We start from the raw sequence: 24,654 nt of genomic DNA on the forward strand, positions 1-24,654 counted from the left end.
TAAATAAAGATTTTCTGAATCTAATTGCCGCAGGTTACGTTTAGTAATATAATCTCATATTAAATAAAACTTTACCTAAGTTTATGCCAGACTCTACGTTAGTTTTAACAACTATTCTTATATTCTTCATCTTTACGTTGTCACTTTTTTTTATAAAAAGGATATTTGGATCAACGAACAAGAAGATAATAAAATCCTTCAGAAAAATTGCTCAGCAGATTAATGCGCTAGAGCAAGAAATGCAGAGCTTATCTGATGAGGATCTTGCTAGTAAAACTGCGGAATTAAAACAAGAACTGAAAAATGGAAAAACACTAAATGACCTTCTCGTACCTGCATTTGCGGTTGTACGAGAAGCATCACGAAGATTCCTTAACATGAGACATTTCGACGTTCAGCTAATTGGTGGCATGGTTCTCCATAATGGCATGATATCAGAAATGAAAACAGGAGAAGGAAAGACACTCGTCGCAACTTTAGCCGCATATCTAAATTCTTTAGAAGGAAAAGGTGTGCACGTCGTAACTGTTAACGACTATCTTGCAAAACGAGATACAGAGTGGATGAGTAAATTATATAATTCTCTTGGAGTTTCTGTTGCATTTATTACAAATAATTTGACAGACGACGAGAGAAAAAAGGCTTATAGCGCAGATATCGTATACTCAACAAATAATGAACTTGCCTTTGATTATCTACGAGATAATATGAAATTTTCTCAAGAAGATATGGTTCAGAGAGGCTTCAATTATGCAATAGTAGACGAAGTAGACTCCATACTGATTGATGAAGCGCGTACTCCGCTCATTATTTCTGGCCCACTTGAGGAAAATAATCAGATATATAAGCATATCAATAAAATAGTAATCAAATTAGTTGATTCTGACTATGAAGTCGATGAAAAGAGTAGAGCAGTGTTCCTCACTGAAAATGGCATTTCACGAGTGGAGGAATTACTAAAATCGTATAACCTCATTCCTGAAAATTCCTCGCTCTATGATACTAGCAATATTATACTGACTCATTATATAGATCAAGCACTTCGTGCACATAAGCTGTTTACTGCTGATAAAGATTATATAGTGAAAAACGGTAAGGTGGTAATTATTGATGAGTTTACTGGGCGCATGATGGAAGGTAGGAGATATTCTGATGGTCTTCACCAGGCACTGGAGGCAAAGGAGAATCTTGAAATTCAGCATGAAAGTCAAACTTTAGCATCAGTCACATTTCAGAACTACTTTCGTATGTACAACAAACTTTCTGGTATGACAGGAACAGCAGCAACAGAGGCAGAAGAATTTCGTGATATATATAGATTAAATGTAGTAAAAATTCCAACTAATGTGCCTGTTAAAAGAATAGATGTTGATGATGAAATTTATGGCACAGAAAAAGAAAAATTTAGTGCTGTATTGAAGTTTATAGCGGAATGTCACAAACGCCTTCAACCAGTGCTTGTTGGCACTGTGAGTATTGAAAATTCTGAAAAACTTTCCGATCTTTTGAAAAGCCATTCTCTTAAGCATTCAGTATTGAATGCTCGTTATCATGAACAAGAAGCGTATATAATAGCGCAAGCTGGAATACCAGGCAGCATTACTATAGCAACAAACATGGCAGGACGTGGAACTGATATTCAGCTTGGTGGAAATGTTGAAATGATTGCAAAAATAGAGCTCGAGAAAATAAAAAATGCTGATGAAAGAGAAAAAAAATATCAAGAAATAGTCAAAAGAGTAAAAAAAGATAAGGAAATTGCTATAAAAGCTGGTGGCTTATGTGTTATTGGAACCGAAAGGCATGAAAGCAGGAGAATAGATGATCAATTACGTGGACGTTCTGGCCGCCAAGGTGACCCTGGACTTTCTAAGTTCTTTCTATCACTTGAAGATGATTTAATGAGGATATTTGGTTCTGATAGAATGAGGAATTTTTTGCAAAAAGTGGGACTAAAGAACAACGAGGCTATTCATCATCCATGGATTAATAAAGCACTTGAAAAAGCACAGAAGAAAGTTGAAGTTAGAAATTATGATGTGCGGAAGTCTTTGCTAAAGTTTGATGATGTAATCAACAATCAACGTAAAGTTATTTTTAAGCAGAGAAATCATATTTTAAACAATGAAATCAATGATTTAGTTGAAGTATATAGTGAAGTAAATGAGGATATAATAGAAGGTATAGTACAAAGTGGTTATTACGAAGATTATGTTGAAGATATTGCAAAAGAATTCCACATAAGATACGGGATAACGCTTAATCTAGAAGAGTTTTTGAATAAACAAGAAGCCTTGGATTATATAAATGACAAGATACAAGAATTTTTTACTGAGAAAGAAAAATATTTCAATAGTCAACAAACTACAGATTTGTGGAATACGATAGTGAAACAAGTGATGATCATGACACTTGATCATTTATGGAGGGAGCACCTTTCGGTCTTAGAGAGCCTAAGACAAAGCATAAATTTGCGTGCCATGGGGCAAAAAGACCCACTGAATGAATTTAAACGCGAAGCTTTCTTAATGTTTGAGTCGATGCTTGAAAAGTGGGGGGAGCTTACCATTCACCGCCTAGCGCACTTTAAGTTGCTAGACAATCAAGAAATAGGCAATAGGTCACGCTCTACTAAAAATAGCAGACTTCCAAAAGTTTCAAGAAATGACAAGTGCCCTTGTAACTCTGGAAAAAAATACAAACACTGTCACGGTGCAGTTGCCGTAGTAAATTAGTTGTTGCAAGCACATTATAGGCTGCTATAGCTAACCGAAGTAAGATTTGCCCGAGCACTGAAAAACAAAATCAATAGCCGAATTAGGGAGTGTTAAATAAACTGTGTCAAACCGCATTTTTAGTTCAACTCAATTTTCAATCTGCCAGGAAAGAAAACATCAAGTTGAGAGATAGTTAAAGCCCAATCATGTACAGGCATCGTCCACTTTTCCTCTGCCTTCTTTATAGCACAATATACCTGCTTATACAAGGCATTTATGCTGGTAAATGAGCCTTTGGTCTTAGTGAATTTCCTAATTTGCCTATGTAGCCCCTCTATGGGATTGGTGGTGTAGATTATCCTCCTAACTGGACCAGAATACTTAAAATAACCAGACAAGTTTTCCCAATTATTCTGCCAAAACCATAGGATACTTTGTGCCCCATTTTTCATCCAATTCCAACAGATAATTCTCGGCAATTTCCTTGCTTGAAGCTTGATATACCTTCTTTAAATCGCTCAAAAAACTCTTCGCATCTTTACTGGCCACATACTTCAGTGAGTTGCGTATCTGATGCACTATACACATCTGCACTTCCGCATTAGGAAAGACACTGTTTATAGCTGCAGGAAAGCTTTTCAGCCCATCAACGCAGGCAATAAGGATATCTTCTACTCCTCTTTCTTTGAGGTCATTTAGCACTCCCAACCAGAACTTCACTTTCAGCCAAATAAAAACCTAATACTTCTTTTTTGCCATTTTGATCTATGCCTAATATATTATACATGCATTTACTTACGCAATGCCCGTCCTCTTTGACTTTAAAAAACCATGAAAACTATCGGATATACAGACTGCAGCGGGCGACTACGCCATTCGTTGATTACTGGTAGCAATTTGTCAGTAATACTTGATATCTCTGCCGCCGATATTTTGTGATCATAAATTTCCTCAACATGTGACACTATATCTCTATAGCCCATACCACTGGCAAATGTGCTCAAAATCTTCGTTTCAAGCTCTGGATGTAAGTTTGTTTGCCTTTTTTTGACTATTTGTGGTTCGAAACTTCCTTCCCTATCTCTTGGCGTCAAAAGCTCAAATGACCCTGCGCTTGTACGTAAAGTCTTTGCATTCCTCCCATTTCTTCGATTATTCTCTTCGCTTTCAGCCGACAAGTGGTTTTCTATTTCACCTTCCAGGCTTACCTCCAGCAACTTTTTTATAAACGGTGTTAATGCTCCATCTCTTCCTGTCAACGGTCTTCCTTCTCGTATAGACGACAGGATATTTGTTTCTAATTCTTTATAATCTACCAAACCGGTAGTTCTGTTTACTACTTTCTGACTCATTGTCAAACCTCCATTTTTTTATATCAATTTATTACTTTTTTTTCGGTTTGACACAGTTTATTTAACACTCCCCCGAATTAATATTGGGCCAAAAGGTTTGTAGAGCCTTTCTTATGGCGTGCTTGATCAGAACTTCTCAATCGGATTTAAATCTGGCGAGTATGGAGGCAAGAACAAAATTTTACACCCAATATTTTCTATCAAATTTTTCATCCTTGCAGATTTATAAAAGCTCGCATTGTCGAGAACAATAGTCTGTCCAGGTTTAAATACAGGAACAAGTACATTTTCTACATAAGCATCAAAAATCTCCCTGTTGCAGTAGCCATCAATTATCCATGATGCTTTAACTTTTCCTTCATTCAGTGCTCCAATTATGCTTACCCTCTTTCTTTTAAACCCTGGGCAAATAACCTCTTGCCTCTTTGAGACCACCCATATTCATAAAATTCATTGTCCTCTATTCCAGACTCATCTATGTATATCAAGTTTCCTTTATTTATTTCTTCTACTTTTTTTATGAACTCTTTGCGTTTCTCTTTATCTCGATAAAGAAAAGTTTTTTTTATATGTATAGTTTACTTTGCTAAGGTAGTTATATACTGTGCTTCTACACATATTACCAAATTCTTCAATTATCTTTTCAATTCTAATATCCTGATTTCCATTCAGAAATTTGATAAATCTATCCATATCTTTAATCTTATGGCCATATCCTTTGTGATAGCCTGAAGATGGTTTCTGTTTCTTTTTTCCTTTTCCTCCACAAATATATTGGTTTTATGCTCACTTTGAATATTTGACTGATTTTTTTTATCGTCATTGTTTTTTTATCGACTCCTTTGAGAACACGTTCTTTCAGATCCTCACTATATGGACTTGGCATCTTCTTCTTTCTCATTACTTATTATACCATTCTAACCAATTTTGCCATATAGCTAAACCTTTCTTGGGTTAGCTATAGATGATAAAATATTTGATTCTAGTTCTTTATAGTCTACTAATCCGGTAGTTCTATTTGCTTGACTCATTTCAAACCTCCATTTTTTATATCAATTTATTACTTTTCTTTTCGGCTTGACACACTTTTTTGAACGTTCCCCACTTTTTCTATCACCTTTTCAAATTCTTCTACAGTTAAGCCTGTTATATTACGAAAATTTCTTGGGTGTTTCTTTATATTGTAGTAACTAAAGCTCATTTTTTTACCTTACTCTATCTGCTTATTCCTCTTCCATCATTTTATCATTACCTTTTGCAGCAGGTCTATTGATGCATGAGTCTGGAATCTAGGAATTCTGATTATATATTAAGTTAGTAAGTATAAAAGTTATGTAAAAATACAACGTTTTTAGTGAGATTACGGAAAGCCAGCGTCACACGCTGGAATGACATCTTTCTTGGTGGACTCAAATCATAATGTTTGTACGGTTGTGGATTTATAACTAAAGCAATCTAGAAAATTAATGATATTTTATTCCCCGGCAAACGCTCTATTTTATTTTCCGTCTCTAGTTCCAAAAGAGCCATTAGAGCTATGTTGGTAGAAAGTCCGCTTGCTAATATAAGTTCATCTATATCAACAGGTACAGAGTTAATATGATCAACTATAACAGATTTTGCCTGTTGTAATTTTTCTTGTTTTTGGTCAGCAACGGTATCAAATAGATTTTTTTGCTGAAGAGGTAAACTAAATCTCACGCTCTCTACTATATCATCAGCGGATTCAACAAGTTTAGCGCCGTTCTTAATTAAATAATTACTACCACTACAGCGTGAATCTAAAGGGAAACCAGAAACTGCAAACACCTCTCTTCCTTGATTCAAAGCAAAATCTGCTGTGATGAGAGAACCAGACTTTTTTGATGCTTCAATTACCACAACACCGAGTGAAAGGCCAGATATAATTCGGTTTCTTTGGGGAAAATACTGAGGCTTTGGTTTAGTAGAAAATGGAAGCTCGGTAATTACTAACCCGCCATTTTCAGTGATTCTTTTGTATAGATCAAAATTTTCTCTTGGGTATACTACGTCAATTCCGCTTGCTGTGACAGCAATGGTTGGGTGATTTTTGTATATTACACTGTTTGCTGCAGTATCGATCCCTCTTGCAAGTCCAGAAATTACGATGAAACCAACTTCGCTTAAATCAAGTGCCAACTTATTGGCAAAATTTCTTCCATTGATTGAAGAATTACGTCCACCGATTATTGCAATTATCTCACGGCTTAACAATGATATATCACCAAGTGTAGTTATTACAGGAGGACAACTCGGTATATTCCTTAAAATGTCAGGGTAATCTGGATCACATGCTGGTATTATTTTGGCTCCAATTTTTTCTGCATTCTTAATTTCTTCTTGTACATTTTTAATTCCATAATCCTTGTTAGCCAATTCATTAAGATACTTAAGCACTTCATCTAGTGAGCCACATGCTCTTAGTATACTAAAAAACTTTACTGGTCCCACAGTTCTAGCCAAGCTTAGCCATATTTCTAATTCTTCGTTATTTAATTTATTTATCTTCATAAAAGGCTTGAATTTCTTATCAGTTTAGTGTACCCAAGATAATGCAAATATACAGTATTTTATGACGCATTTTGTTACAGATAAATGCATAAAATGTAAATATACGGACTGTGTAGAAGTATGTCCCGTTGACTGCTTTTATGAAGGTAAAAATATGCTCGTGATTAACCCAGATGAGTGTATTGATTGTGGAGTGTGTATACCTGAATGTCCAGTAGATGCAATTGTAACTGATGATTCCATAAAAGATATTCTAGAGCTAGATGAAGGCTTACTGAACAATGAACAAAAAATCTTTAAATCATTTTACAACATAAATGTAGAATATTCGCAAAAGTGGCCAAATGTCACAGCTAAAAAGCAACCCCTAGATACAGCAGAAGAGTATAAAGAAAAAAAGGATAAAACAGCTTATTTTGACGAAAATTTAGGGTAATAGAGTACGAAAGTGGACTCACACTTTTTTGATTAAATAGACATTGAATTGTAAGCATCTATTTCATCTGCCATAGACGATAATTGTGCACTCTCAAAACGGAGATTGTTTGCAATGTCTATTAATTTCTCACTAATTTGTGAACGAGGTTCAGGCACTGAAAAGAAAGCATCACATCTAGCCTTGCACAGAGGTTTGTCTGTTTCATTGAACGCCTCTTCACAGTTTTTATGGCAAATACGAGATAGGTTGCGTGCCTGAAACGTTAATGAATTCGAGTTTTGTGTAGACATAACCATAATATACTCCTAAATTAAAAAACTAACTCCACGGTAGCATTTATGTGTTAATAAAATTGTAATATTTATATTAGCATAATTACTTTTCAGATACGTTTATTACTTTATTGAAAAGTTCAGAATAAATAGAGAGTACAAAAGAAGCCTCACATCTTTTTGGTTAAATAGACATTGAATCGTAAATGTGCGTTTCATCAGAAAATATATCAGCAGATGGTATATTACTATCAATATTGTCTGGTTTAAGTTCATTGTTCAGATTGTCGAAATCTTTTTGAATTGTTTCAATTGTCTTCTTTAAATTACCATACTCTCCCCATAACTTGGTATTGGTTAAATGAATATTATTGCTTAGATTCTTGAAATCTTCTTTAATTGTTTCAATTGTCTTCTTTGAGTTATAATGCGCTCCCCATAACGGTCCAGTGATTGATTTAATACAAACTTCACTTAATGAACATTGATTATTATCTTTTTCTGACATAATATTCTCCTTAATTAATATTATATTTAATATAGTATAAAAGTATTAATACTATATTAAATATGGAATCAAAAGTAAATAAAGCAATACAGGAACGTCTTACAGTTGATTCAGTGAATCTTGCACCATAGCTTTAAAGGGTTTAGAAGACTAAGAGTTGGCGATGTGTATTATACAGACACCAAAAACATGAAGTAACTATCGTTACAATAGGATATAGGGACACCATTTACGTTTGAAGGAAATATGTTTTGCAATAACCCTATTCTATAATGCAAAACATATTTCCTTCAAACGTAAATGGTGTCTGATCACAAAGGAACCAGTTTACATAAAACTACTTGCCACCTGCAAATTGCAATATCTGTACAGCTGTGGAATTTTTCAAAGCGTTTTTTCTATTGAAGATAAAAGTATCTTTTATATATGATATATAGCAAAATATTAGGGTGCTTATGGTTCCAACTATAGCAATTTTAAGTGGTGGATTTTCTTGCGAAAGAGAAATATCGCTTATGAGCGGAAAAGCAGTAAAGAAGGCGCTTGATAGCCTTTCATATAATGCAATAGAAATAGATGTTGATAGCAACATTGCTCAAAAGCTTAAAAAAACTAATCCCGCTCTTGCTTTTATTGCTCTACATGGACCTTATGGTGAAGATGGCTGTATTCAAGGTTTACTGGAGATTTTAGGTATAAAATATACACACTCAGAAGTTATGGCTTCGGCTGTTGCTATGAATAAAGTGATGTCAAAGCATATATTCCATTCTCTTAATATCGACACTCCAAGAGGTTATGTAATTAGTCGAGAAGATGTGCTAAAAAATAATATTAAAGTTGATTATCCGTACGTCTTAAAACCGATTAACGAAGGCTCAAGCATTGGAGTACACATGATTTTCTCACATGAGGATTACTTAGAGCTGAAAAATAACAGTTCTACTATAATGGAAAAGATGATCATAGAAGAATACATACCGGGTATAGAGTTACATACTGCTGTGTTGCTGAATGAAGCAATTGGCACTATGGAAATACGACCAAAAAATAAATTCTATGATTATGAAGCAAAGTATACAGATGGATTTGCAGAACATATATTTCCTGCTAAAATTCCTGACAACATATATAGAATGACCTTGGAACACGCACTAAAAGTTCATCAATTTTTAGGATGCAAAACTGTTTCCCGCTCAGACTTCCGTTATAATCCCCAAAATAACACTTTAAAAATGCTTGAGATTAATACACATCCTGGCTTTACTGAATTATCGTTAGTACCAGAAATTGCAAAATTGACAAAAGGAATTGATTTTAATGAATTAATTAAAATTATTGTCAAAGACAGTTTACACCACAAGAATATTAGAGATCAAGCCGATGTTGAACAATGTTACTAGAAGCCAAAGGAGTTTTTTGCGCAAGTGTGCTTTCATGATTATAACTGCACTTTTCCTTACACTAGTACTTTATAGTTCACTTGATAAAATAACAAATCGATTCAATTACTACTTTACTTGGTGTAACGATCGCTTATCGAGCTTATTAATTAGCAATGGATTTTCAATCGACAAAGTAACCGTTACTGGAAACAAATTTACAAATGAACAGGACATTCTAAGTTTAGTAGATAGAACACAACCTATCATGTATGTATCACTCTCAAAACTAACAGATAATATACAATCTGTAAGCGAATGGATAAAACATGTAAGAATTTATAGGATTTTACCCAACACCTTACGCATTGATGTAAATGAACACAAACCTTTTGCTCTTTGGAAAGATGATAACAGAACTTCAGTAATTGACTCTGAAGGTAAAGTAATCGTAGATGATTACCAGATAGATAACCTCGTTATAATCAAAGGACAAAATTCGTTATCAAGCCTAAAATTCATTAAAGATATACTAGAGAGGAAAACTCAATTAAGTGATCATATTTCTTCTTGTGTTTATGTAGGCAATAGAAGATGGAATATCATACTCGATAACAGTGCCACAGTAAAATTGCCTGAAGATAATCCTTATAGCGCATGGGATTATTTAAGCCACTTGCAAAATACAACCGACTTTACTTTTAGCAATTGGAGCATAATTGATATGCGTGTTGCTGATAAGATCTTTGTGAAGAAGTGATCTGCTCGGTGCTCCTTTTCATTTCATGCAAGTAGCCCTTTCTCTGTCATATGAGTAGCTTAAAACTGGAATCCAGATTGCAAGTAATTGATTGGGTTGGGTGAGTATGGGTTTTGCATTATAGAAGGAAGCATTAACCATTACTAAACAAAAAGGAGAGTGTTAAATAAACTGTGTCAAACCGAGAAGTAAAGTAATAAATTGATAAAAAAATGGAGGTTTGACAATGAGTCAAGCAAACACAACTACCGGTTTGGTAGACTATAAAGAATTAGAAACAAATATCTTATCATCTATACGAGAAGGAAGATACCGTCTTGTCAGTCAACAAGAAAATTATAGAAATTGAATCTTAAGCTGTATTACGAAATCAAAAAATACTTTCTATCAACATATACACTAACCAACTACATTAAATAAATTTGTGTAAAATGCTATTTTACATAAGATAGAAAGTACGCATTTTTTGATTTTAAAGTACTAAATTCTCCTCCAACCGCTTTGCCCTGTAATTCTTGATATGGTCAGGATTAAAAGCACTTTTGGATTTTAGAACACCGAAAATGATATGGAGTAGCTTACGCATTGCAGCACCAACGATAGCCATATTATGCTTACCCTTTTCCTTTAATCTCTGGCAAAAACTAATAATGATAGGATTGTGATTCTTAGCTACTATAGCAGGAAAGAAAAGTGCTTTACGTAATGTTTGTGAACCGGATTTACTTAATCTGGGTTTGGCATATACAGAGGAACCTGACGTCATATTTCGTGGTATAACTCCTGTATATGCTGCCAATTGCCTGGCATCTCTAAAAACCTCTATGTCAGGAACTTCAGCTAAAATAGCTATTGCTGATTCTTCTCCTATTCCTGGAATAGTCAATAGAAGTTGAAAATTTTCCAACAATTCTTTATGTTGATTTAATAGTTCACGTACGGAGTTTTTTATTGTTTCTATTTTTTGAGCTATATTCATTGCAAGGTCTTCCCAAGCACTTGCAACTTCTTTAAGCAGTCTCTCTTTTTTTTCTAAGTGGTTATTTACTAATGTTAACTCATCTTTTAACGCAACTGAGCAACGATAAAGATGTTTTAATTTTTTCATTTCAGGAGAAGGTGGTGTCCAACTAGAAGGTTCCTGTCTTTGGCAATAATCAGCAATAACTTCTGCATCGGTCTGATCATTCTTTTGTCGTATCAGCTTACTCCTTGCATAAGATTTTATGCAATAAGGATTTACAACACTAACAGAATGTCCAGCGTTGTGCAGAAACTCAGCCAAAGCTTCGCTATAACAACCAGTAGCCTCCATGCAGGCTTTTACTTCTTCTACATTATGTTTTTGTAGAAAGCTAAGTAAACCTTGAAACCCAGAATCCTCGTTTTTAAAACTCCTTTTTCTAGTTTCACATCTTCCTTTTTTGCTTATGAACGAGAGAAAAACATCAAAGCGATCTTTCGATACATCTATACCTAAAAAGTTGTTGATCATATATAACCCCATGCGTTACCATTAAAAATGAAAAGTAAGGCTAGTCTTGTGAATACAGAATTAGAACCATTTAGGTTTTTCTACGATACCGTCCAGCCTGTACTCTTGAGAAGAGAACTCTTATCTACCTTACAGATTTTATATCTAAGACCACTGACAGAGTTCTTCTCTTCTCCATCTAATGCTTAAGCTTAAAACATTAGATGCTTTTTACAAGATACAAGACCATTGACAGGAAGAGATGGAGCATTAACACCATTTATAAAAAAACTGCTAGAGGGAAGGCGAGATAGAAAACCATTTGTCGGCTGAAAGCGAAGAAAACAACCGAAGAAATTCAAAGACTTTACGGACAAGTATTTGAACTATTGACACCAAGAGATAGAGAAGGAAGTTTCGAGCTACAAGTAGTCAGAAAAAGGCAAACAACCGAACTTGAAGCAAAGGTTTTAAGTACATATGCCAGTGGCATGGGATATAGCATCGCATGTAGAAGAAATATAAAATATCTGCAGCAGAGATATCAAGTATTACTGACAAATTGCTACCAGTAATCAACGAATGGCGCAGTCGTCCGCTGCAATCTGTATATCCGATAGTGTTCATGGTTTTTTAAGGTCAAGGAGGACGGGCATTGTGTAAGCAAATGTATGTATAACATATTAGCAAAATGGCAGAAAAGAAGTTTTGGGTTTTTATTTGGCTGAAAGTGAAGTTCTGGTTGAGAGTACTATAGCCCTTCTCATAATAGTCCAAAAAGAGTAAGATATGGATTGATAGTAGTGGAAGGTAAGGATGCCAGTAGCATATAGTTATGACTTAAGAAAAAAGGTAATGGAAGCATTGGATGAAGGAGAGAGTGGAGAAACTGTTGCCAAGAGATTTAAGATCGGAAAAACAACTTTATATGAGTGGAAGAAAAGACGTGAGAAAACGGGAGATTTTCAGTCAAAAAAGCCTGGAAGCGTGGCATAAAATTACCGACTGGAATGCATTTGCCGAATTTGCAAATGAGCAAGGTGGCAAAACTCAGTCAGAGATGCTGGGGCAATATTAGTAGACAAACAATTCATCGAGCACTTAAAAATATAGGATTCACAAGAAAAAAAAGACCTACGGATATAAAGAAAGAAATGAAGAAAAGCGAGCTCAATTTTCAAAGGTTATAGCAACAAAAGAACCTAAAGAATTAGTGTATATAGATGAGTCTGGACACTGAACCTATGGGTATTGCCAGAAAGGACAGCGGTTTTATGCCCTAAAATCTGGGAAGAAAACTCAACGAATTAGCATGGTTGCAGCCTTAAGTGGAAGAAAAATAATTGCTCCGTTAACCTTTGAAGGCCACTGCAATATGGATATCTTTAATAAATGGTTTGAGCAGTTTCTGACACCGATTTTGGAACCTGGACAAACTGTTATCCTTGATAATGCTACTTTTCATAAGTCTAATAAGATTTGCTAAAGGAGTTGGTGCAGAAATTTGTATCCGTTCAGGAGAGTGGTTTAAGAAACAATAGATAAGAGGTTTTGGAAAGGATTGAGACCCCTTTGTTTCCATGTTAAGTATAACGAAATTATCCGTTCAAGGAATGCATTTCCCCGCTTTGATTGTGTAAAATACGAATTTTTGCGGTAAACGACATAATGCCGTATCTGCTGTTCAGCATGGTTGTTTGTCAGCGGAATGTTTTTTGGGTCATCTAAAAAATTCCACATCATTCTTTCAGATTTCAAAATATTTTTCGCAACTCGAGAGGCTCCAATTGCTTCAGGTAAGTAGGATATTTCCTTCAAGTAATACCTTGTACGTTTTCGCAACTTTCTGGCACGTCTGGCAAATCTAAAAACATCTATCTCATTTTTTAGCAAAGCCTTTTTTAGTGCAAATAATTCAGTAGCTACATTTCTTAAGTAACAGCCAAGAACTTTGACTTCAATATTCCAACTATGCGCTAATCTTTCAAAATCCCTTGCTAAGTGTGCCCAGCAGATTTGCCTTTTTTCATCAGCAAAGTAATTGTATACTGCGTACCTGTCGGTTACCACTAAGCTATTATGATTGCAGCATGCGTTATTTTTTAAAACTTTCATTCCTCTTGACTCTGTCAACTTCACAAAACTTGCCGTATTGCTTGCAAACATCCAACACCAAGCGAGTTTACCTTTGTTATAATGGCTCGTTTCATCAATATGTAGAACTTTACTCCTACTTATCTCTTGTTCGATCTGCTCATACATTTTTTTGCATTTTGAAGCAACTCTATGTTCACTATTTGATATGCTAACGACGCTTATGTTCAAATTGAAGATATCATTTACGACACTCGCTATTTCGCGTTTTGAATTTTTGTAGAATCCGCTGAACGCTGCAATTATTGACTTAACCCTTGGACCAAATGTATCTGACGTAACACCTTCTGGTAACTTACTGCTTCTTCTTTTTCCGCATCTCCGGCAACGACCATGCTCCATCTGATATTCCACTACATAAGGCCTAATTTCCGGAAGATCAACTTTTTGATGAATGTACGGTCCATTGCATATTGCAATCCCTCCTCCGCATTCACAAGTAGATGACAACTTTACTTTTATCACCTCATCTGCATCCATTTTGGCGCGAAAACTTCCTTTATGACCAACCTGACCACCAACGTTTCTGTCGCTCTTTGGCTTGTCCTTTTTTATTTTGTACAACTCTCTAGAGCTTGGTAGAGATGAATTTTTCGAGTTTAAACCAAGCCTTTCCTTTAATTCAGCGTTCTCTATCTTTAAAGCCTTGTTCTCTGCTTTTAAACTTTCATTCTCCCTTTCCAGCTTTTCTATTTTTGCTTCTAACTTTTCTATTTTTTGCTGTAAATTTTTGCAAAGCTCTAAAAGGTTTACCACATTACCTCACTTTTGCTCTATGATTATCTTTTTAGATCACCTTGTCTACCTTATTCTGCCACTCCGCTGAACGGATACAGAAATTTTATATCTTCCTCCATATTCTCCAGATTTTAACAAAATTGAACATTATTGGTTTGCTATAAAAAACAGAACCAGGAAAAACATTCCTTTATTCAAATCTTTTCGTCATGCTGTCGATTCTTCTTTCTTATGACCTTTTTGGACTATTATGGGAAGGGCTATAACTGATACTGAAGTTATGTCTTAAACCTTATCACCAGGCTTAACAAATAGATGGCCCAATGTTATTAACTTTATAGGCTTATCTTCGTTATTTACCACCACCCAAACACCATCGTTTTCATGATCAACAATTTCTATTGGTGTAAATACTACATAATTATTGTCATCAACAATCTTTATTCCAAGAACACCATCGTCACTTAAGCTCAAGGCTGAAGAAGGAATTTTATATGCAAATTTTTCACCTGAAGGCAGGCTTACACTAGCAGTCAGTCCTTGCAAGGATATAATTTCATTATCAGTTACCTTGACCTCCACTCTATAAGATCCAGTTTTAGGCTCAGCAATTTTACTAATAAAACTCACTTCACCTACTAATTCCCTTCCGTCTAGCAAATTAATTTGCGCTGCACTACCCAGTTTTATTTTATTTACTTCATTTTCTGAAACATACAACACTACAAGAACCTGATCAAAATTAACTATGTCAGTTATCTTATGTCCAAGATTAACAAAATCCCCTTCATTTACGTTGATCTTATCTATATAACCATCAATAGGAGATTTAATCGCAGTGTTTTCTAAATCCAATTCTAGCCTTTTTAGGTCAGCTTTTGCACTCTGCAATGCAGTAAAAGCTGATTCCACTCTTATCTGTGCTCCATAGCCTTTTTTATTCAATTTTCGAGAGGAATCATACTCAATTTCACGCTGATTTAATAAAGCTTTGGCTTTCTCAACCTGTGCAACTCTGTCATAATCTTCTATCTTTAAAATTACATCGCCTCTTTTTACTTTTTCACCATCAGACAAATAAATAGCAATAACTTGACCACTTGTTCTTGAGACAAGGCTGACCCTATGCAAGGGATTTACCGTACCAGAAAAATTTAAATATACAGTGCGATTTTGTGGAGTATAATCCTGAGTTTTTACTGAAAAACTACTAATTGGATTATCACTATGAACCGCCTGATCTTTTTTTAAAAATGTACTGTTGATAAAAAACAGTAGAATAAGAGCAATACCAGAAACGATGATTACTTTGTTTCTCATCCTTAAACAGTAAAATTTATTGACCAATCTTGTTAGAAATAACTGCATAAGTTTTCGAATCAGAAGTGTAAGTATAACACAGCTATTGTCACTCTATAAATAGTTTTATATGAGCAAGTTTTCTTACAATAAATAAGTTTTTATTGCAAAAATGCAATTTTTAATCAAATAAAAAAGTTGTGCATAAAATTTCCATCATATTATATGATGAAAATAAGAATATTGTAACAAAACTAAATATATATTTAAACAGAGCTTTAGCCCATCACTAAACCAACACCCAATTGCTCAACACTATCAATTTTAATTTGTAAAGTGCCCTTTATAAATTTATTAGCCTGGTCTGTACTCATAAAAACTGTATGTTTATTGGGCATTAATTTTTCCATATCTGCTCTATTTTTTTTATCTTGCAAATGAGGTTCGCAAATATAGCTATACTTTTTAAAATCTAGAAGTTTAGCAAAGCCATCACGATCATTCTCATGGTGAAAAGCAACATTTATACCTACTATTTCGTCCGTTTCTTGCAGCTTTCCATCTTTATCTATTACCTGTGCCTTAGCAAGCGCAACTGTAGGCTTATGGCCATAATTTGCTCCAATAACCCTTCTTATTGAATGTTCTATTGCTATTTTTTGCACTTCAGGACTTTCATCAAACTCTTTCAAAAAATTAAGGTGTAAGTTAATATATTCAGAGTATTTCAATCTGTGTTTTTTATGTATAGTTGGTTTGTAGGACAGTTCATTTGTAGGTGACTTATAGTTTGCAAGAAGCAATTTTTGTTCATATTGCTCATTAAATTTCTTTATCTTTTCAAAATGTCTTTCATATTGAGTCAATCCATCTTTCCCTTTTTTCTCCATCCTTTTCAAGAATTCCTCTACTGGCTCTCGTTTGGCTAGATTAATTTTGCGTGTAAGCGGAATTTGTTTTTTCAAGCTAATCCAATATGGTAAGCAAACAACTTTCGCATCTTTCGAAAATAGACCTTCTAACTTTTTCACTGCATTGTATAAGTTTGCTGATTCTGGTTTATAATGCCCGCTATTATTGTCTATATAAGTTATTTTACCATTTACCACTTTCATTAAACCAGAACATAAAATCGGCTTACCGCCTGCAAGAGTTGAATGACGATAAGCCCATTCGCTTTTGTTAACATTAATATGTTCATGAGTTACTAATTTTCCATCAAGCGTGATAACATAAGCTACACAACCTTTTTTACCCTTACTAATTTTATCAGTTGTATCATATAATTTGCCCTCTAAGTTGTATAACTTAAGTTCCCCATCTTGCTCGCCAATAAATTTTCTTTGATCAAATTGTTCATCAGAGTTAAAATACTTAACCCTTGTATTAGTTCCAGGAATTTTTCTTCCTTCAACTCCAACTTCTGGAAACAAATTATATCGTGGAAAAAAATAAGTAAAATTATTCTCTATCCAATACAGAATCTTATTTATGATACCAAAAACTTTTCTATTACCTAAATCAATAGAGAGTTGCTGTTCCTTTGGTACTGCTAGATGATTGGACTTTGTACCAGACTTGCCAAATTCTTTGGCAGCATATTTAAACTTTTCTAGTAAATATTCCTTACGTTCTTTTGATATTGACATTTTTACCTCACTCACTATTATTTTATCCTATATTATTTTAGACAAAAAGTCAATCTTTCTTAAGATATTAAGAAAAGAAAAAGCAGCAGCAAAATAGCTAAACTGACTTAGATTTATCGACAATTTGAAAAATCATCATTCCGCTACTTGTTAGCGGAATCTATGTTCGCACAGTTAGTTATCGCTATTTACCCAACAAACTTATGCTAAGCTGTGCTGCCACTAATTTTGCAACCAGTACTCTATAAGGCGAGCATGACACATAATCAACCCCTGATTTGATGAAAAACTCTATGGACTGTGGATTCGCTCCATGCTCTCCACATATACCAAGTTTAATTTCTTTTCTGGTTTTTTTGCCCCTTTCGATAGCTATTCTGATTAATTCCCCTACCCCTTCGACATCTAGCACCTCAAAGGGATCGTTTTTGAATATGTTGCTTTCCTTATAAGAATCGAGAAAATTAACTGAATCATCTCGTGAAAGTCCCATAGTTGTTTGTGTTAAATCATTAGTGCCAAAACTAAAAAATTCTGCGTGTTTTGCGAGTTTGTCAGCAATAAGTGCTGCTCTTGGCAGTTCTATCATCGTTCCAATTGAATAGTTCACATCGAAATTTTCGGCTTCTTTCTTTATTAACTCGCATATCAGAATAAACTCTTTCTCACTCATGATAAAAGGAATCATGATTTCAGGTTTCACTTCTATCTTCTTTTCTTTCCTTAATTCACTTGCAGCACTGAGTATTGCCCTAATCTGCATTTTATATATTTCAGGATGAGAAATAGCAAGTCTACAACCTCGATGGCCAAGCATTGGATTTTTTTCTGATAACTGTGCTATTTTATTTTTTACTGATTCAACTGACTTATTCAGTGATTTGGCAATTTTCTCTATAATAGATTGATTGTGGGGCAAAAACTCATGTAGAGGTGGATCAAGTAAACGTATAGTAACCTCCCTGCCCTCCATAATAGAAAATATTTCTTTGAAATCAGACTTTTGCATTTCTTCGAGTTTATTTAATGCATTTGTCCTTTCATTTTCATCATCAGCTATTATCAACTTTTGAATGAATTCGATTCTATCACTAGCAAAAAACATATGTTCTGTGCGACATAATCCTATACCTTCTGAACCGAATTCTTTTGCAATTTTTGCATCTTTTGGAGTATCAGCATTCGCTCTCACCTTCACTGTTTTGATTTCATCTACCCAGTTAATTATCGTTTTGAATTCTTGAGATAATTCAGGCAAAATTGTAGGAAGAATACCAAGCATAACCTCTCCTGTTCCTCCATTGATGGTGATTGATTCACCTTTATTTACTTTTATATCCCCCATAGAAAGAAATTTTTCATCTTTATCAATATAAAGTCCATTTAGACTACAAATGCATGGTTTACCCATTCCACGAGTTACAACAGCGGCATGCGAGGTCATACCTCCTCGCGCTGTTACTATTCCACTTGCAGCATTCATTCCATTAATATCTTCAGGGCTCGTCTCTGATCTTACCAAAATTACTTTTTTACCCTGCTCTGCAGCTTTTTCAGCATCACTTGCACTGAATACTACATATCCAGAAGCAACACCTGGAGAAGCTGGCAGTCCTTTGCCTATTACTTCTTGATCGATTTTAACATCAAGAACTGGATGCAATAAATTGTCAAAAGTTTTTGGATCAATTCTCAATATTCCTTCCTCTTTTGTAATCACTCCTTCGTTTACCATATCAACTATTATGCGAATAGCAGCTTCGGCTGTGCGCTTGCCAGACCTAGTCTGCAAAATCCATAACTTACCGTCCTGTACAGTAAATTCGATATCCTGCATGTCCTTATTATGACTTTCAAGTTTTTCACATACCGCGCATAATTCTCGGTAGACACTTGGTAGCAACTTCTCCATGGTACTTTCTTGCTCCCCGTCAATTGGCATAGGAGTATAAACACCAGAAACCACATCCTCACCCTGAGCATTAACTAAAAACTCACCAAAAAGCTTTTTTTCTCCAGTTGAAGGATTACGTGTAAATATCACGCCGGTTGCAGAATTATCATTTAAATTACCAAAAACCATTGCTTGCACGTTGACCGCTGTTCCAAGGTTTTCAGGAATATTATGTATTCTTCTATAGGAAACAGCCCTATCATTTTTCCAAGAGGCAAATACTGCATTAACTGAGTTTAACAATTGCTCTTCAACGTTCTGCGGGAAATTTTTTCCTATTTTCTCACATACTATCTCTTTAAAATCATTAACAATTTTCTTTAAAACATTAACATCAAGATCAGCTAAGCTTTTTGCTCCACTCTTTTGCTGCTCATTATCAATAACATCTTGAAATAGGTGATGATCAAGCTGTAGTACAACATTGGAGTACATCATGATGAAACGGCAGTAGCTATCGTAAGCAAAACGTTCGCCACTTTTTTTTGCAAGCCCAACAACGGTTTCATCATTTAGACCAACATTTAAAATAGTATCAAGCATGCCCGGCATTGAATTCACACTACCAGAGCGTATGGAAACTAATAAAGGATTATTTGAATCCCCGAATTTACAACCGATGTCACTTTCGAGCATCGCCATGTAGTTTTTTATCTCGTTACGTAGATCACAAGACAATTCATTATCTTGACAATAGGCCTGACAAACAGCAGTGGAAATTGTAAAACCAGGTGGAACAGGAATGCCAATGTTACACATCTCTGCCAGATTTGCTCCCTTCCCTCCTAGTAGATTTCTCATTGCTGCATTACCTTCACAGTTGCTTTGGCTAAAGTAATATATTAACTTTTCTTGCATTTTTTTCGGATTTTCACTAATAAACATACTATACATACTATTCTAATAAATTTGTCAGGCAGGAGTAATAAATTTTGTAAAATTAAGCACAATTAAATAGCCTCTTTTCCTTTCATTCTAGTGTCCCTATTGTCATTCAAGTCTGTCATCTCAATGACCTCTATGATGTCATTCCTGTTGGAGTATGAATGTAGCCTTATCTCACACTCCTGTCATCCCAGTGCCCAGACACTGGGATCCAGAAGACTGATCAAGTAATAAGAACTAGTCACGCGCTGGCTCTCTTAAATTACTTTAGCTATAAGTGTTAAGAAATTTACCAATCAAAAAAAGGCAAAAGAATCCACATGGTGCTGATTTTATTACTGTAATTGATAATGTGCTAACGCTTAAACGAAGCGTGTTTAGGCTGAATAGAAAAAAATAAAAAAAGGCATGCAGCCGCCATAATTTCGCCAATAAACACAAGATTTGTCAAGAATCTTCTATTAAATGAAAGTTATGAAAAAAATCTATTGCAAGTCTTTTAATATTCTGTTAAGAGCTGGGATAATATAAAAATTATCATGTTCGGATTAGAAGACAGGAAATTTCTGATTACTGGTGCATCAGGCGGAATAGGGCAGGCAATTGTAGAGGTTATGCATAAAGCCGGAGCAACTTTATGTATCTCTGGCACAAAAAAAGAAGTACTAGAAGAAGTTGCTAAAAAATATGAAAAAAACATTCATGTACTTCCTTGCGACTTATCAAATCCTGAAGAGGTAAATCAACTAATAAATAAAGCAAGTGAGTTGATGAAAGGCTTTGATGGGCTCATATGCAATGCAGGCATTACACAAGACAGTTTATTACTGAGAATGACAGATGAATCATGGCAAAAGGTGATTGATATTAATTTGAGCTCTACATTTACACTAAATAGAGAAGCATGCAGGAAATTAATTAAAAATAGCTGGGGAAGAATTATAAATGTTTCCTCAATAGTAGGTTTAACAGGCAATGCCGGGCAAGCAAATTATGCAGCTTCTAAAGCTGGGATAATAGCCATGAGTAAATCTATAGCAAAAGAAGTTGCAAGTCGCGGTGTAACAGTAAATTGCATTGCTCCTGGGTTTATAGATACTAAGATGACTGAAGTTTTAAATGAAAAACAAAAAGAAAAAATATTAGATAATATTCCAATGCAAAGAATGGGAACAGGGAAAGAAATAGCAGCAGGAGTATTGTTTTTAGCAAGCGACGAAGCAAGATATATAACGGGGCATGTGCTTAACATCAATGGTGGGCTATTTATGTAGCAACACTTATTTATGGACAAACTATGAGTTTTACCCTAAAATAAATATATATATAAATTTAGATTCACACTAGTTTATTACTTGGAGGCAAAAGAATGAGCTATATAATAAAAAAATTTTTTAATGCTTTATGTATAGTGCTGTTTCTCTCTTTTTCAGATTACGCAAATGCTGCTACTGATATAGATGATACAACTGCCCAAGTAATATGCAATATTATTGGTTATATTTGGGGAATAGGTGGGCCACTTATGACTGTAGTCATAATAGGTGCAGCTTTGCTTGCAATATTTGGTAGAATGCCATGGCCAGCTCTCTTTGCCCTAGGTATGTTTTGTGGTGTATTTTTTGGTGCCAAAGCGATTATAATGAAAATTATACCCGATAGCATTAAACAAGATAGTATGTTGAGCAAGTGTGGGGAAAAATAACTTAAAAATCAGGATATTTTTGTGTGTATTGTTCCTTCATGTCTTCAATCTGTAACAAATAATGACTGTCTTTCGGTAAAGTTTTAACAGCTACCTCAGCGTATTTCATAAATTTCTCTAAATCACCTTCAATACAAGCCTTCTTTGTCAAAGCAAAGTAATACAGTATCCGTTCAGCGGAGTGGCAGAATAAGGTAGACAAGGTGATCTAAAAAGATAATCATAGAGCAAAAGTGAGGTAATGTGGTAAACCTTTTAGAGCTTTGCAAAAATTTACAGCAAAAAATAGAAAAGTTAGAAGCAAAAATAGAAAAGCTGGAAAGGGAGAATGAAAGTTTAAAAGCAGAGAACAAGGCTTTAAAGATAGAGAACGCTGAATTAAAGGAAAGGCTTGGTTTAAACTCGAAAAATTCATCTCTACCAAGCTCTAGAGAGTTGTACAAAATAAAAAAGGACAAGCCAAAGAGCGACAGAAACGTTGGTGGTCAGGTTGGTCATAAAGGAAGTTTTCGCGCCAAAATGGATGCAGATGAGGTGATAAAAGTAAAGTTGTCATCTACTTGTGAATGCGGAGGAGGGATTGCAATATGCAATGGACCGTACATTCATCAAAAAGTTGATCTTCCGGAAATTAGGCCTTATGTAGTGGAATATCAGATGGAGCATGGTCGTTGCCGGAGATGCGGAAAAAGAAGAAGCAGTAAGTTACCAGAAGGTGTTACGTCAGATACATTTGGTCCAAGGGTTAAGTCAATAATTGCAGCGTTCAGCGGATTCTACAAAAATTCAAAACGCGAAATAGCGAGTGTCGTAAATGATATCTTCAATTTGAACATAAGCGTCGTTAGCATATCAAATAGTGAACATAGAGTTGCTTCAAAATGCAAAAAAATGTATGAGCAGATCGAACAAGAGATAAGTAGGAGTAAAGTTCTACATATTGATGAAACGAGCCATTATAACAAAGGTAAACTCGCTTGGTGTTGGATGTTTGCAAGCAATACGGCAAGTTTTGTGAAGTTGACAGAGTCAAGAGGAATGAAAGTTTTAAAAAATAACGCATGCTGCAATCATAATAGCTTAGTGGTAACCGACAGGTACGCAGTATACAATTACTTTGCTGATGAAAAAAGGCAAATCTGCTGGGCACACTTAGCAAGGGATTTTGAAAGATTAGCGCATAGTTGGAATATTGAAGTCAAAGTTCTTGGCTGTTACTTAAGAAATGTAGCTACTGAATTATTTGCACTAAAAAAGGCTTTGCTAAAAAATGAGATAGATGTTTTTAGATTTGCCAGACGTGCCAGAAAGTTGCGAAAACGTACAAGGTATTACTTGAAGGAAATATCCTACTTACCTGAAGCAATTGGAGCCTCTCGAGTTGCGAAAAATATTTTGAAATCTGAAAGAATGATGTGGAATTTTTTAGATGACCCAAAAAACATTCCGCTGACAAACAACCATGCTGAACAGCAGATACGGCATTATGTCGTTTACCGCAAAAATTCGTATTTTACACAATCAAAGCGGGGAAATGCATTCCTTGAACGGATAATTTCGTTATACTTAACATGGAAACAAAGGGGTCTCAATCCTTTCCAAAACCTCTTATCTATTGTTTCTTAAACCACTCTCCTGAACGGATACAGTAATACATTGCCATATCAGCGCTACGTTTATATGCAATACTTAAATACTTCCAGACAAAAGCGTTATTTGCTTCTACGCTTGCAATCTGCTCTAGGTAAAAAATTGCCTTCTCTATTTCACCGTGTAATAATAAAGTATGAGATAACGCAAGTTTCACTAAATAGTTATTCTTCTCAGATAAATATCTAAGTGATTCTTCATACATTTTTATTGCTTCACTTAAATTTCCAGCTTTGTATAACATCTCCGCTTTTAATTCATATAAATAAGGATCATTGCGTGACTCTTGAATCAATGAATTAACTTTAGTAATAGCCTCTTCTATCTTTCCTTGCCTATAGTGAATTACAGCATTTACATACTTAGAACTACCTTCATATTTATTAGATAACACATGAATAGGAGCAAAGAAAGAGTCTAGCTTTGCAACCATACGCTCAAACTTCAGCAATTTATCTGCAAGGATTGGTTTTATATTGTTTTTAACCTTATAATTCTGTACAGCAAATATACGCTTATCACTAAGTGGGTGAGTGCGGAAATACTCTTCAGTGTTTTCATGCTCAATACTCTTAAAATAGTCAAAAATCTCTTTCATACCCAAATTATCATAGCCAGATTCATCTAGGTATCTTAAAGCATAGCTATCTGCTACACTCTCTTGCTCTTGAGAATAGTTAAAAAACAACCTTGAACTAAGCGTTACACCACTAAGCAAGATTGCACTCGCAACCTGAGGGTTAATGACAATACTAGAAACTAATCCTACCATATAACTAATCATTGCTATTGATTGAAAATAACCTACAGCACTACTCATTTGTAATACATGACCAGCAGATATATGAGCAATTTCATGTGCTAATATACCAAGTAAGACATAAGGTTCAGTCGAATATTGTAAAAGCCCTAAATGAATGAAAATGCTATTATTGTTAATTACAAAAGCATTAATCGATCTATCATCAACTATAAAAACTTTTATTTTATCATTATCAATACCCGCAGCAGAAAATAAAGGTTGCGCTAGATCCTTAACTACCGCTTCCACTTCACTATCTCTAATAATACTAACAGAGTAAGCGCTATTACAGTATACGAAAAAAAATAGTAAAACAAAAAGCTTAGACATGGAAATTCCTTGTTTGTATAACTTTGAGGAATTTTATATTTTAACACTTAAA

At 34.8% G+C, this 24,654-nt stretch carries 19 protein-coding genes and 5 pseudogenes; 11 read left to right on the forward strand and 13 right to left on the reverse strand.

Annotated features, from left to right (window positions below; translation table 11 throughout):
* Nucleotides 1–83 precede the first annotated feature (83 nt).
* Nucleotides 84–2,735, forward strand: coding sequence for a preprotein translocase subunit SecA (gene secA / locus ONG75_RS04660; protein WP_010405317.1), 2,652 nt, complete (start codon nucleotides 84–86; stop codon nucleotides 2,733–2,735).
* A gap of 119 nt (nucleotides 2,736–2,854) precedes the next feature.
* On the opposite strand, the pseudogene ONG75_RS04665 reads toward secA, so the two are convergent.
* From ONG75_RS04665 to dprA, 5 genes and pseudogenes are all read right to left on the reverse strand, one after another.
* Nucleotides 2,855–4,069: pseudogene (locus tag ONG75_RS04665) on the reverse strand (IS256 family transposase).
* Between the two features lie 126 nt (nucleotides 4,070–4,195).
* Entirely contained in the window at nucleotides 4,196–4,504 is a 309-nt protein-coding gene (locus ONG75_RS04670) for a transposase (RefSeq protein WP_264375903.1), read from the reverse strand.
* Nucleotides 4,505–4,772: 268 nt separating this feature from the next.
* Nucleotides 4,773–4,970 (reverse strand): IS630 transposase-related protein, encoded by a 198-nt coding sequence (locus tag ONG75_RS04675; protein ID WP_264375904.1) that lies wholly within the window; start codon nucleotides 4,968–4,970, stop codon nucleotides 4,773–4,775.
* A gap of 159 nt (nucleotides 4,971–5,129) precedes the next feature.
* Nucleotides 5,130–5,270: a hypothetical protein gene (locus tag ONG75_RS04680; RefSeq protein WP_010405218.1), complete on the reverse strand. Its 141-nt coding sequence runs from the start codon at nucleotides 5,268–5,270 to the stop codon at nucleotides 5,130–5,132.
* Between the two features lie 254 nt (nucleotides 5,271–5,524).
* Entirely contained in the window at nucleotides 5,525–6,601 is a 1,077-nt protein-coding gene (dprA, locus tag ONG75_RS04685; protein ID WP_264375905.1) for a DNA-processing protein DprA, read from the reverse strand.
* Between the two features lie 61 nt (nucleotides 6,602–6,662).
* Here dprA and ONG75_RS04690 point away from each other — a divergent pair, with 61 nt between their 5' ends.
* Nucleotides 6,663–7,037, forward strand: coding sequence for a ferredoxin family protein (locus tag ONG75_RS04690; RefSeq protein ID WP_010405211.1), 375 nt, complete (start codon nucleotides 6,663–6,665; stop codon nucleotides 7,035–7,037).
* Between the two features lie 459 nt (nucleotides 7,038–7,496).
* Here the strand turns inward: ONG75_RS04690 and ONG75_RS04695 are convergent, their stop codons facing one another.
* On the reverse strand, nucleotides 7,497–7,820 hold the full coding sequence (locus tag ONG75_RS04695) for a hypothetical protein (protein WP_264375906.1): 324 nt from the start codon (nucleotides 7,818–7,820) through the stop codon (nucleotides 7,497–7,499).
* Nucleotides 7,821–8,269: 449 nt separating this feature from the next.
* Between ONG75_RS04695 and ONG75_RS04700 the strand changes: the two genes are divergently transcribed.
* The 3 genes from ONG75_RS04700 to ONG75_RS04710 all read left to right on the forward strand — a co-directional run bounded on the left by ONG75_RS04700 (nucleotide 8,270) and on the right by ONG75_RS04710 (nucleotide 10,311).
* Nucleotides 8,270–9,223, forward strand: a complete 954-nt coding sequence (locus tag ONG75_RS04700; RefSeq protein ID WP_039833309.1) for a D-alanine--D-alanine ligase — start codon at nucleotides 8,270–8,272, stop codon at nucleotides 9,221–9,223.
* Nucleotides 9,204–9,962, forward strand: coding sequence for a cell division protein FtsQ/DivIB (locus ONG75_RS04705; RefSeq protein WP_010401947.1), 759 nt, complete (start codon nucleotides 9,204–9,206; stop codon nucleotides 9,960–9,962). The genes ONG75_RS04700 and ONG75_RS04705 overlap by 20 nt, the downstream gene beginning before the upstream one ends.
* Before the next feature lie 226 nt (nucleotides 9,963–10,188).
* Nucleotides 10,189–10,311 (forward strand): hypothetical protein, encoded by a 123-nt coding sequence (locus ONG75_RS04710; protein ID WP_264375462.1) that lies wholly within the window; start codon nucleotides 10,189–10,191, stop codon nucleotides 10,309–10,311.
* 123 nt (nucleotides 10,312–10,434) lie between these two features.
* Here the strand turns inward: ONG75_RS04710 and ONG75_RS04715 are convergent, their stop codons facing one another.
* Nucleotides 10,435–11,457, reverse strand: coding sequence for an IS110 family RNA-guided transposase (locus ONG75_RS04715; RefSeq protein WP_264375440.1), 1,023 nt, complete (start codon nucleotides 11,455–11,457; stop codon nucleotides 10,435–10,437).
* A gap of 219 nt (nucleotides 11,458–11,676) precedes the next feature.
* On the opposite strand from ONG75_RS04715, the pseudogene ONG75_RS04720 reads away from it, so the two are divergent.
* Nucleotides 11,677–12,171 (forward strand): annotated as a pseudogene (locus ONG75_RS04720) (transposase); the annotation flags it as partial.
* A gap of 81 nt (nucleotides 12,172–12,252) precedes the next feature.
* Nucleotides 12,253–12,941, forward strand: a pseudogene (locus tag ONG75_RS04725) (IS630 family transposase); the annotation flags it as partial.
* Between the two features lie 22 nt (nucleotides 12,942–12,963).
* On the opposite strand, the gene tnpC (ONG75_RS04730) reads toward ONG75_RS04725, so the two are convergent.
* Complete coding sequence (gene tnpC, locus ONG75_RS04730) at nucleotides 12,964–14,346, reverse strand: IS66 family transposase (RefSeq protein ID WP_264375454.1); 1,383 nt, start codon at nucleotides 14,344–14,346, stop codon at nucleotides 12,964–12,966.
* Between the two features lie 79 nt (nucleotides 14,347–14,425).
* Here tnpC (ONG75_RS04730) and ONG75_RS04735 point away from each other — a divergent pair.
* A pseudogene (locus ONG75_RS04735) lies at nucleotides 14,426–14,563 on the forward strand (transposase); the annotation flags it as partial.
* 50 nt (nucleotides 14,564–14,613) lie between these two features.
* On the opposite strand, the gene ONG75_RS04740 reads toward ONG75_RS04735, so the two are convergent.
* From ONG75_RS04740 to ppdK, 3 genes are all read right to left on the reverse strand, one after another.
* Nucleotides 14,614–15,648, reverse strand: a complete 1,035-nt coding sequence (locus ONG75_RS04740; protein WP_264375907.1) for an efflux RND transporter periplasmic adaptor subunit — start codon at nucleotides 15,646–15,648, stop codon at nucleotides 14,614–14,616.
* 257 nt (nucleotides 15,649–15,905) lie between these two features.
* On the reverse strand, nucleotides 15,906–17,276 hold the full coding sequence (locus tag ONG75_RS04745; protein WP_264375908.1) for a hypothetical protein: 1,371 nt from the start codon (nucleotides 17,274–17,276) through the stop codon (nucleotides 15,906–15,908).
* A 184-nt stretch (nucleotides 17,277–17,460) separates the two neighbouring features.
* Nucleotides 17,461–20,115 carry a pyruvate, phosphate dikinase gene (gene ppdK / locus ONG75_RS04750; protein ID WP_264375909.1) on the reverse strand — a complete coding sequence of 885 codons (2,655 nt, stop codon included), beginning with the start codon at nucleotides 20,113–20,115 and terminating at the stop codon, nucleotides 17,461–17,463.
* A gap of 539 nt (nucleotides 20,116–20,654) precedes the next feature.
* Here ppdK and fabG point away from each other — a divergent pair.
* Entirely contained in the window at nucleotides 20,655–21,389 is a 735-nt protein-coding gene (gene fabG, locus ONG75_RS04755; RefSeq protein WP_264375910.1) for a 3-oxoacyl-[acyl-carrier-protein] reductase, read from the forward strand.
* 95 nt (nucleotides 21,390–21,484) lie between these two features.
* Nucleotides 21,485–21,820: a TrbC/VirB2 family protein gene (locus tag ONG75_RS04760; protein WP_007302562.1), complete on the forward strand. Its 336-nt coding sequence runs from the start codon at nucleotides 21,485–21,487 to the stop codon at nucleotides 21,818–21,820.
* A 1-nt stretch (nucleotide 21,821) separates the two neighbouring features.
* On the opposite strand, the pseudogene ONG75_RS04765 reads toward ONG75_RS04760, so the two are convergent.
* Nucleotides 21,822–21,992 (reverse strand): annotated as a pseudogene (locus ONG75_RS04765) (M48 family metalloprotease); the annotation flags it as partial.
* 71 nt (nucleotides 21,993–22,063) lie between these two features.
* On the opposite strand from ONG75_RS04765, the gene tnpC (ONG75_RS04770) reads away from it, so the two are divergent.
* A complete protein-coding gene (gene tnpC, locus ONG75_RS04770) occupies nucleotides 22,064–23,446 on the forward strand; it encodes an IS66 family transposase (RefSeq protein WP_264375454.1) in 1,383 nt (460 codons plus the stop codon).
* On the opposite strand, the gene ONG75_RS04775 is transcribed toward tnpC (ONG75_RS04770), so the two are convergent.
* Nucleotides 23,433–24,602, reverse strand: a complete 1,170-nt coding sequence (locus ONG75_RS04775) for a M48 family metalloprotease (protein WP_264375911.1) — start codon at nucleotides 24,600–24,602, stop codon at nucleotides 23,433–23,435. The genes tnpC (ONG75_RS04770) and ONG75_RS04775 overlap by 14 nt on opposite strands.
* Between the last annotated feature and the right edge of the window lie 52 nt (nucleotides 24,603–24,654).

The sequence above is a fragment of the Wolbachia endosymbiont (group B) of Sphaerophoria taeniata genome, assembly GCF_947179355.1.
Classification (GTDB): domain Bacteria; phylum Pseudomonadota; class Alphaproteobacteria; order Rickettsiales; family Anaplasmataceae; genus Wolbachia.

Excerpts from the sequence above, each read along its gene's own strand:
- ONG75_RS04710 (WP_264375462.1), top strand. The coding sequence starts at position 10,189 with ATGAGTCAAGCAAACACAACTACCGGTTTGGTAGACTATAAAGAATTA.
- ONG75_RS04695 (WP_264375906.1), bottom strand. The coding sequence starts at position 7,820 with ATGTCAGAAAAAGATAATAATCAATGTTCATTAAGTGAAGTTTGTATT.
- ONG75_RS04705 (WP_010401947.1), top strand. The coding sequence starts at position 9,204 with ATGTTGAACAATGTTACTAGAAGCCAAAGGAGTTTTTTGCGCAAGTGT.
- ONG75_RS04740 (WP_264375907.1), bottom strand. The coding sequence starts at position 15,648 with ATGAGAAACAAAGTAATCATCGTTTCTGGTATTGCTCTTATTCTACTG.
- secA (WP_010405317.1), top strand. The coding sequence starts at position 84 with ATGCCAGACTCTACGTTAGTTTTAACAACTATTCTTATATTCTTCATC.
- dprA (WP_264375905.1), bottom strand. The coding sequence starts at position 6,601 with ATGAAGATAAATAAATTAAATAACGAAGAATTAGAAATATGGCTAAGC.
- ONG75_RS04715 (WP_264375440.1), bottom strand. The coding sequence starts at position 11,457 with ATGATCAACAACTTTTTAGGTATAGATGTATCGAAAGATCGCTTTGAT.
- fabG (WP_264375910.1), top strand. The coding sequence starts at position 20,655 with ATGTTCGGATTAGAAGACAGGAAATTTCTGATTACTGGTGCATCAGGC.
- ONG75_RS04675 (WP_264375904.1), bottom strand. The coding sequence starts at position 4,970 with ATGAGAAAGAAGAAGATGCCAAGTCCATATAGTGAGGATCTGAAAGAA.
- ppdK (WP_264375909.1), bottom strand. The coding sequence starts at position 20,115 with ATGTTTATTAGTGAAAATCCGAAAAAAATGCAAGAAAAGTTAATATAT.
- ONG75_RS04775 (WP_264375911.1), bottom strand. The coding sequence starts at position 24,602 with ATGTCTAAGCTTTTTGTTTTACTATTTTTTTTCGTATACTGTAATAGC.
- ONG75_RS04760 (WP_007302562.1), top strand. The coding sequence starts at position 21,485 with ATGAGCTATATAATAAAAAAATTTTTTAATGCTTTATGTATAGTGCTG.
- ONG75_RS04680 (WP_010405218.1), bottom strand. The coding sequence starts at position 5,270 with ATGAGCTTTAGTTACTACAATATAAAGAAACACCCAAGAAATTTTCGT.
- ONG75_RS04745 (WP_264375908.1), bottom strand. The coding sequence starts at position 17,276 with ATGTCAATATCAAAAGAACGTAAGGAATATTTACTAGAAAAGTTTAAA.
- ONG75_RS04690 (WP_010405211.1), top strand. The coding sequence starts at position 6,663 with ATGACGCATTTTGTTACAGATAAATGCATAAAATGTAAATATACGGAC.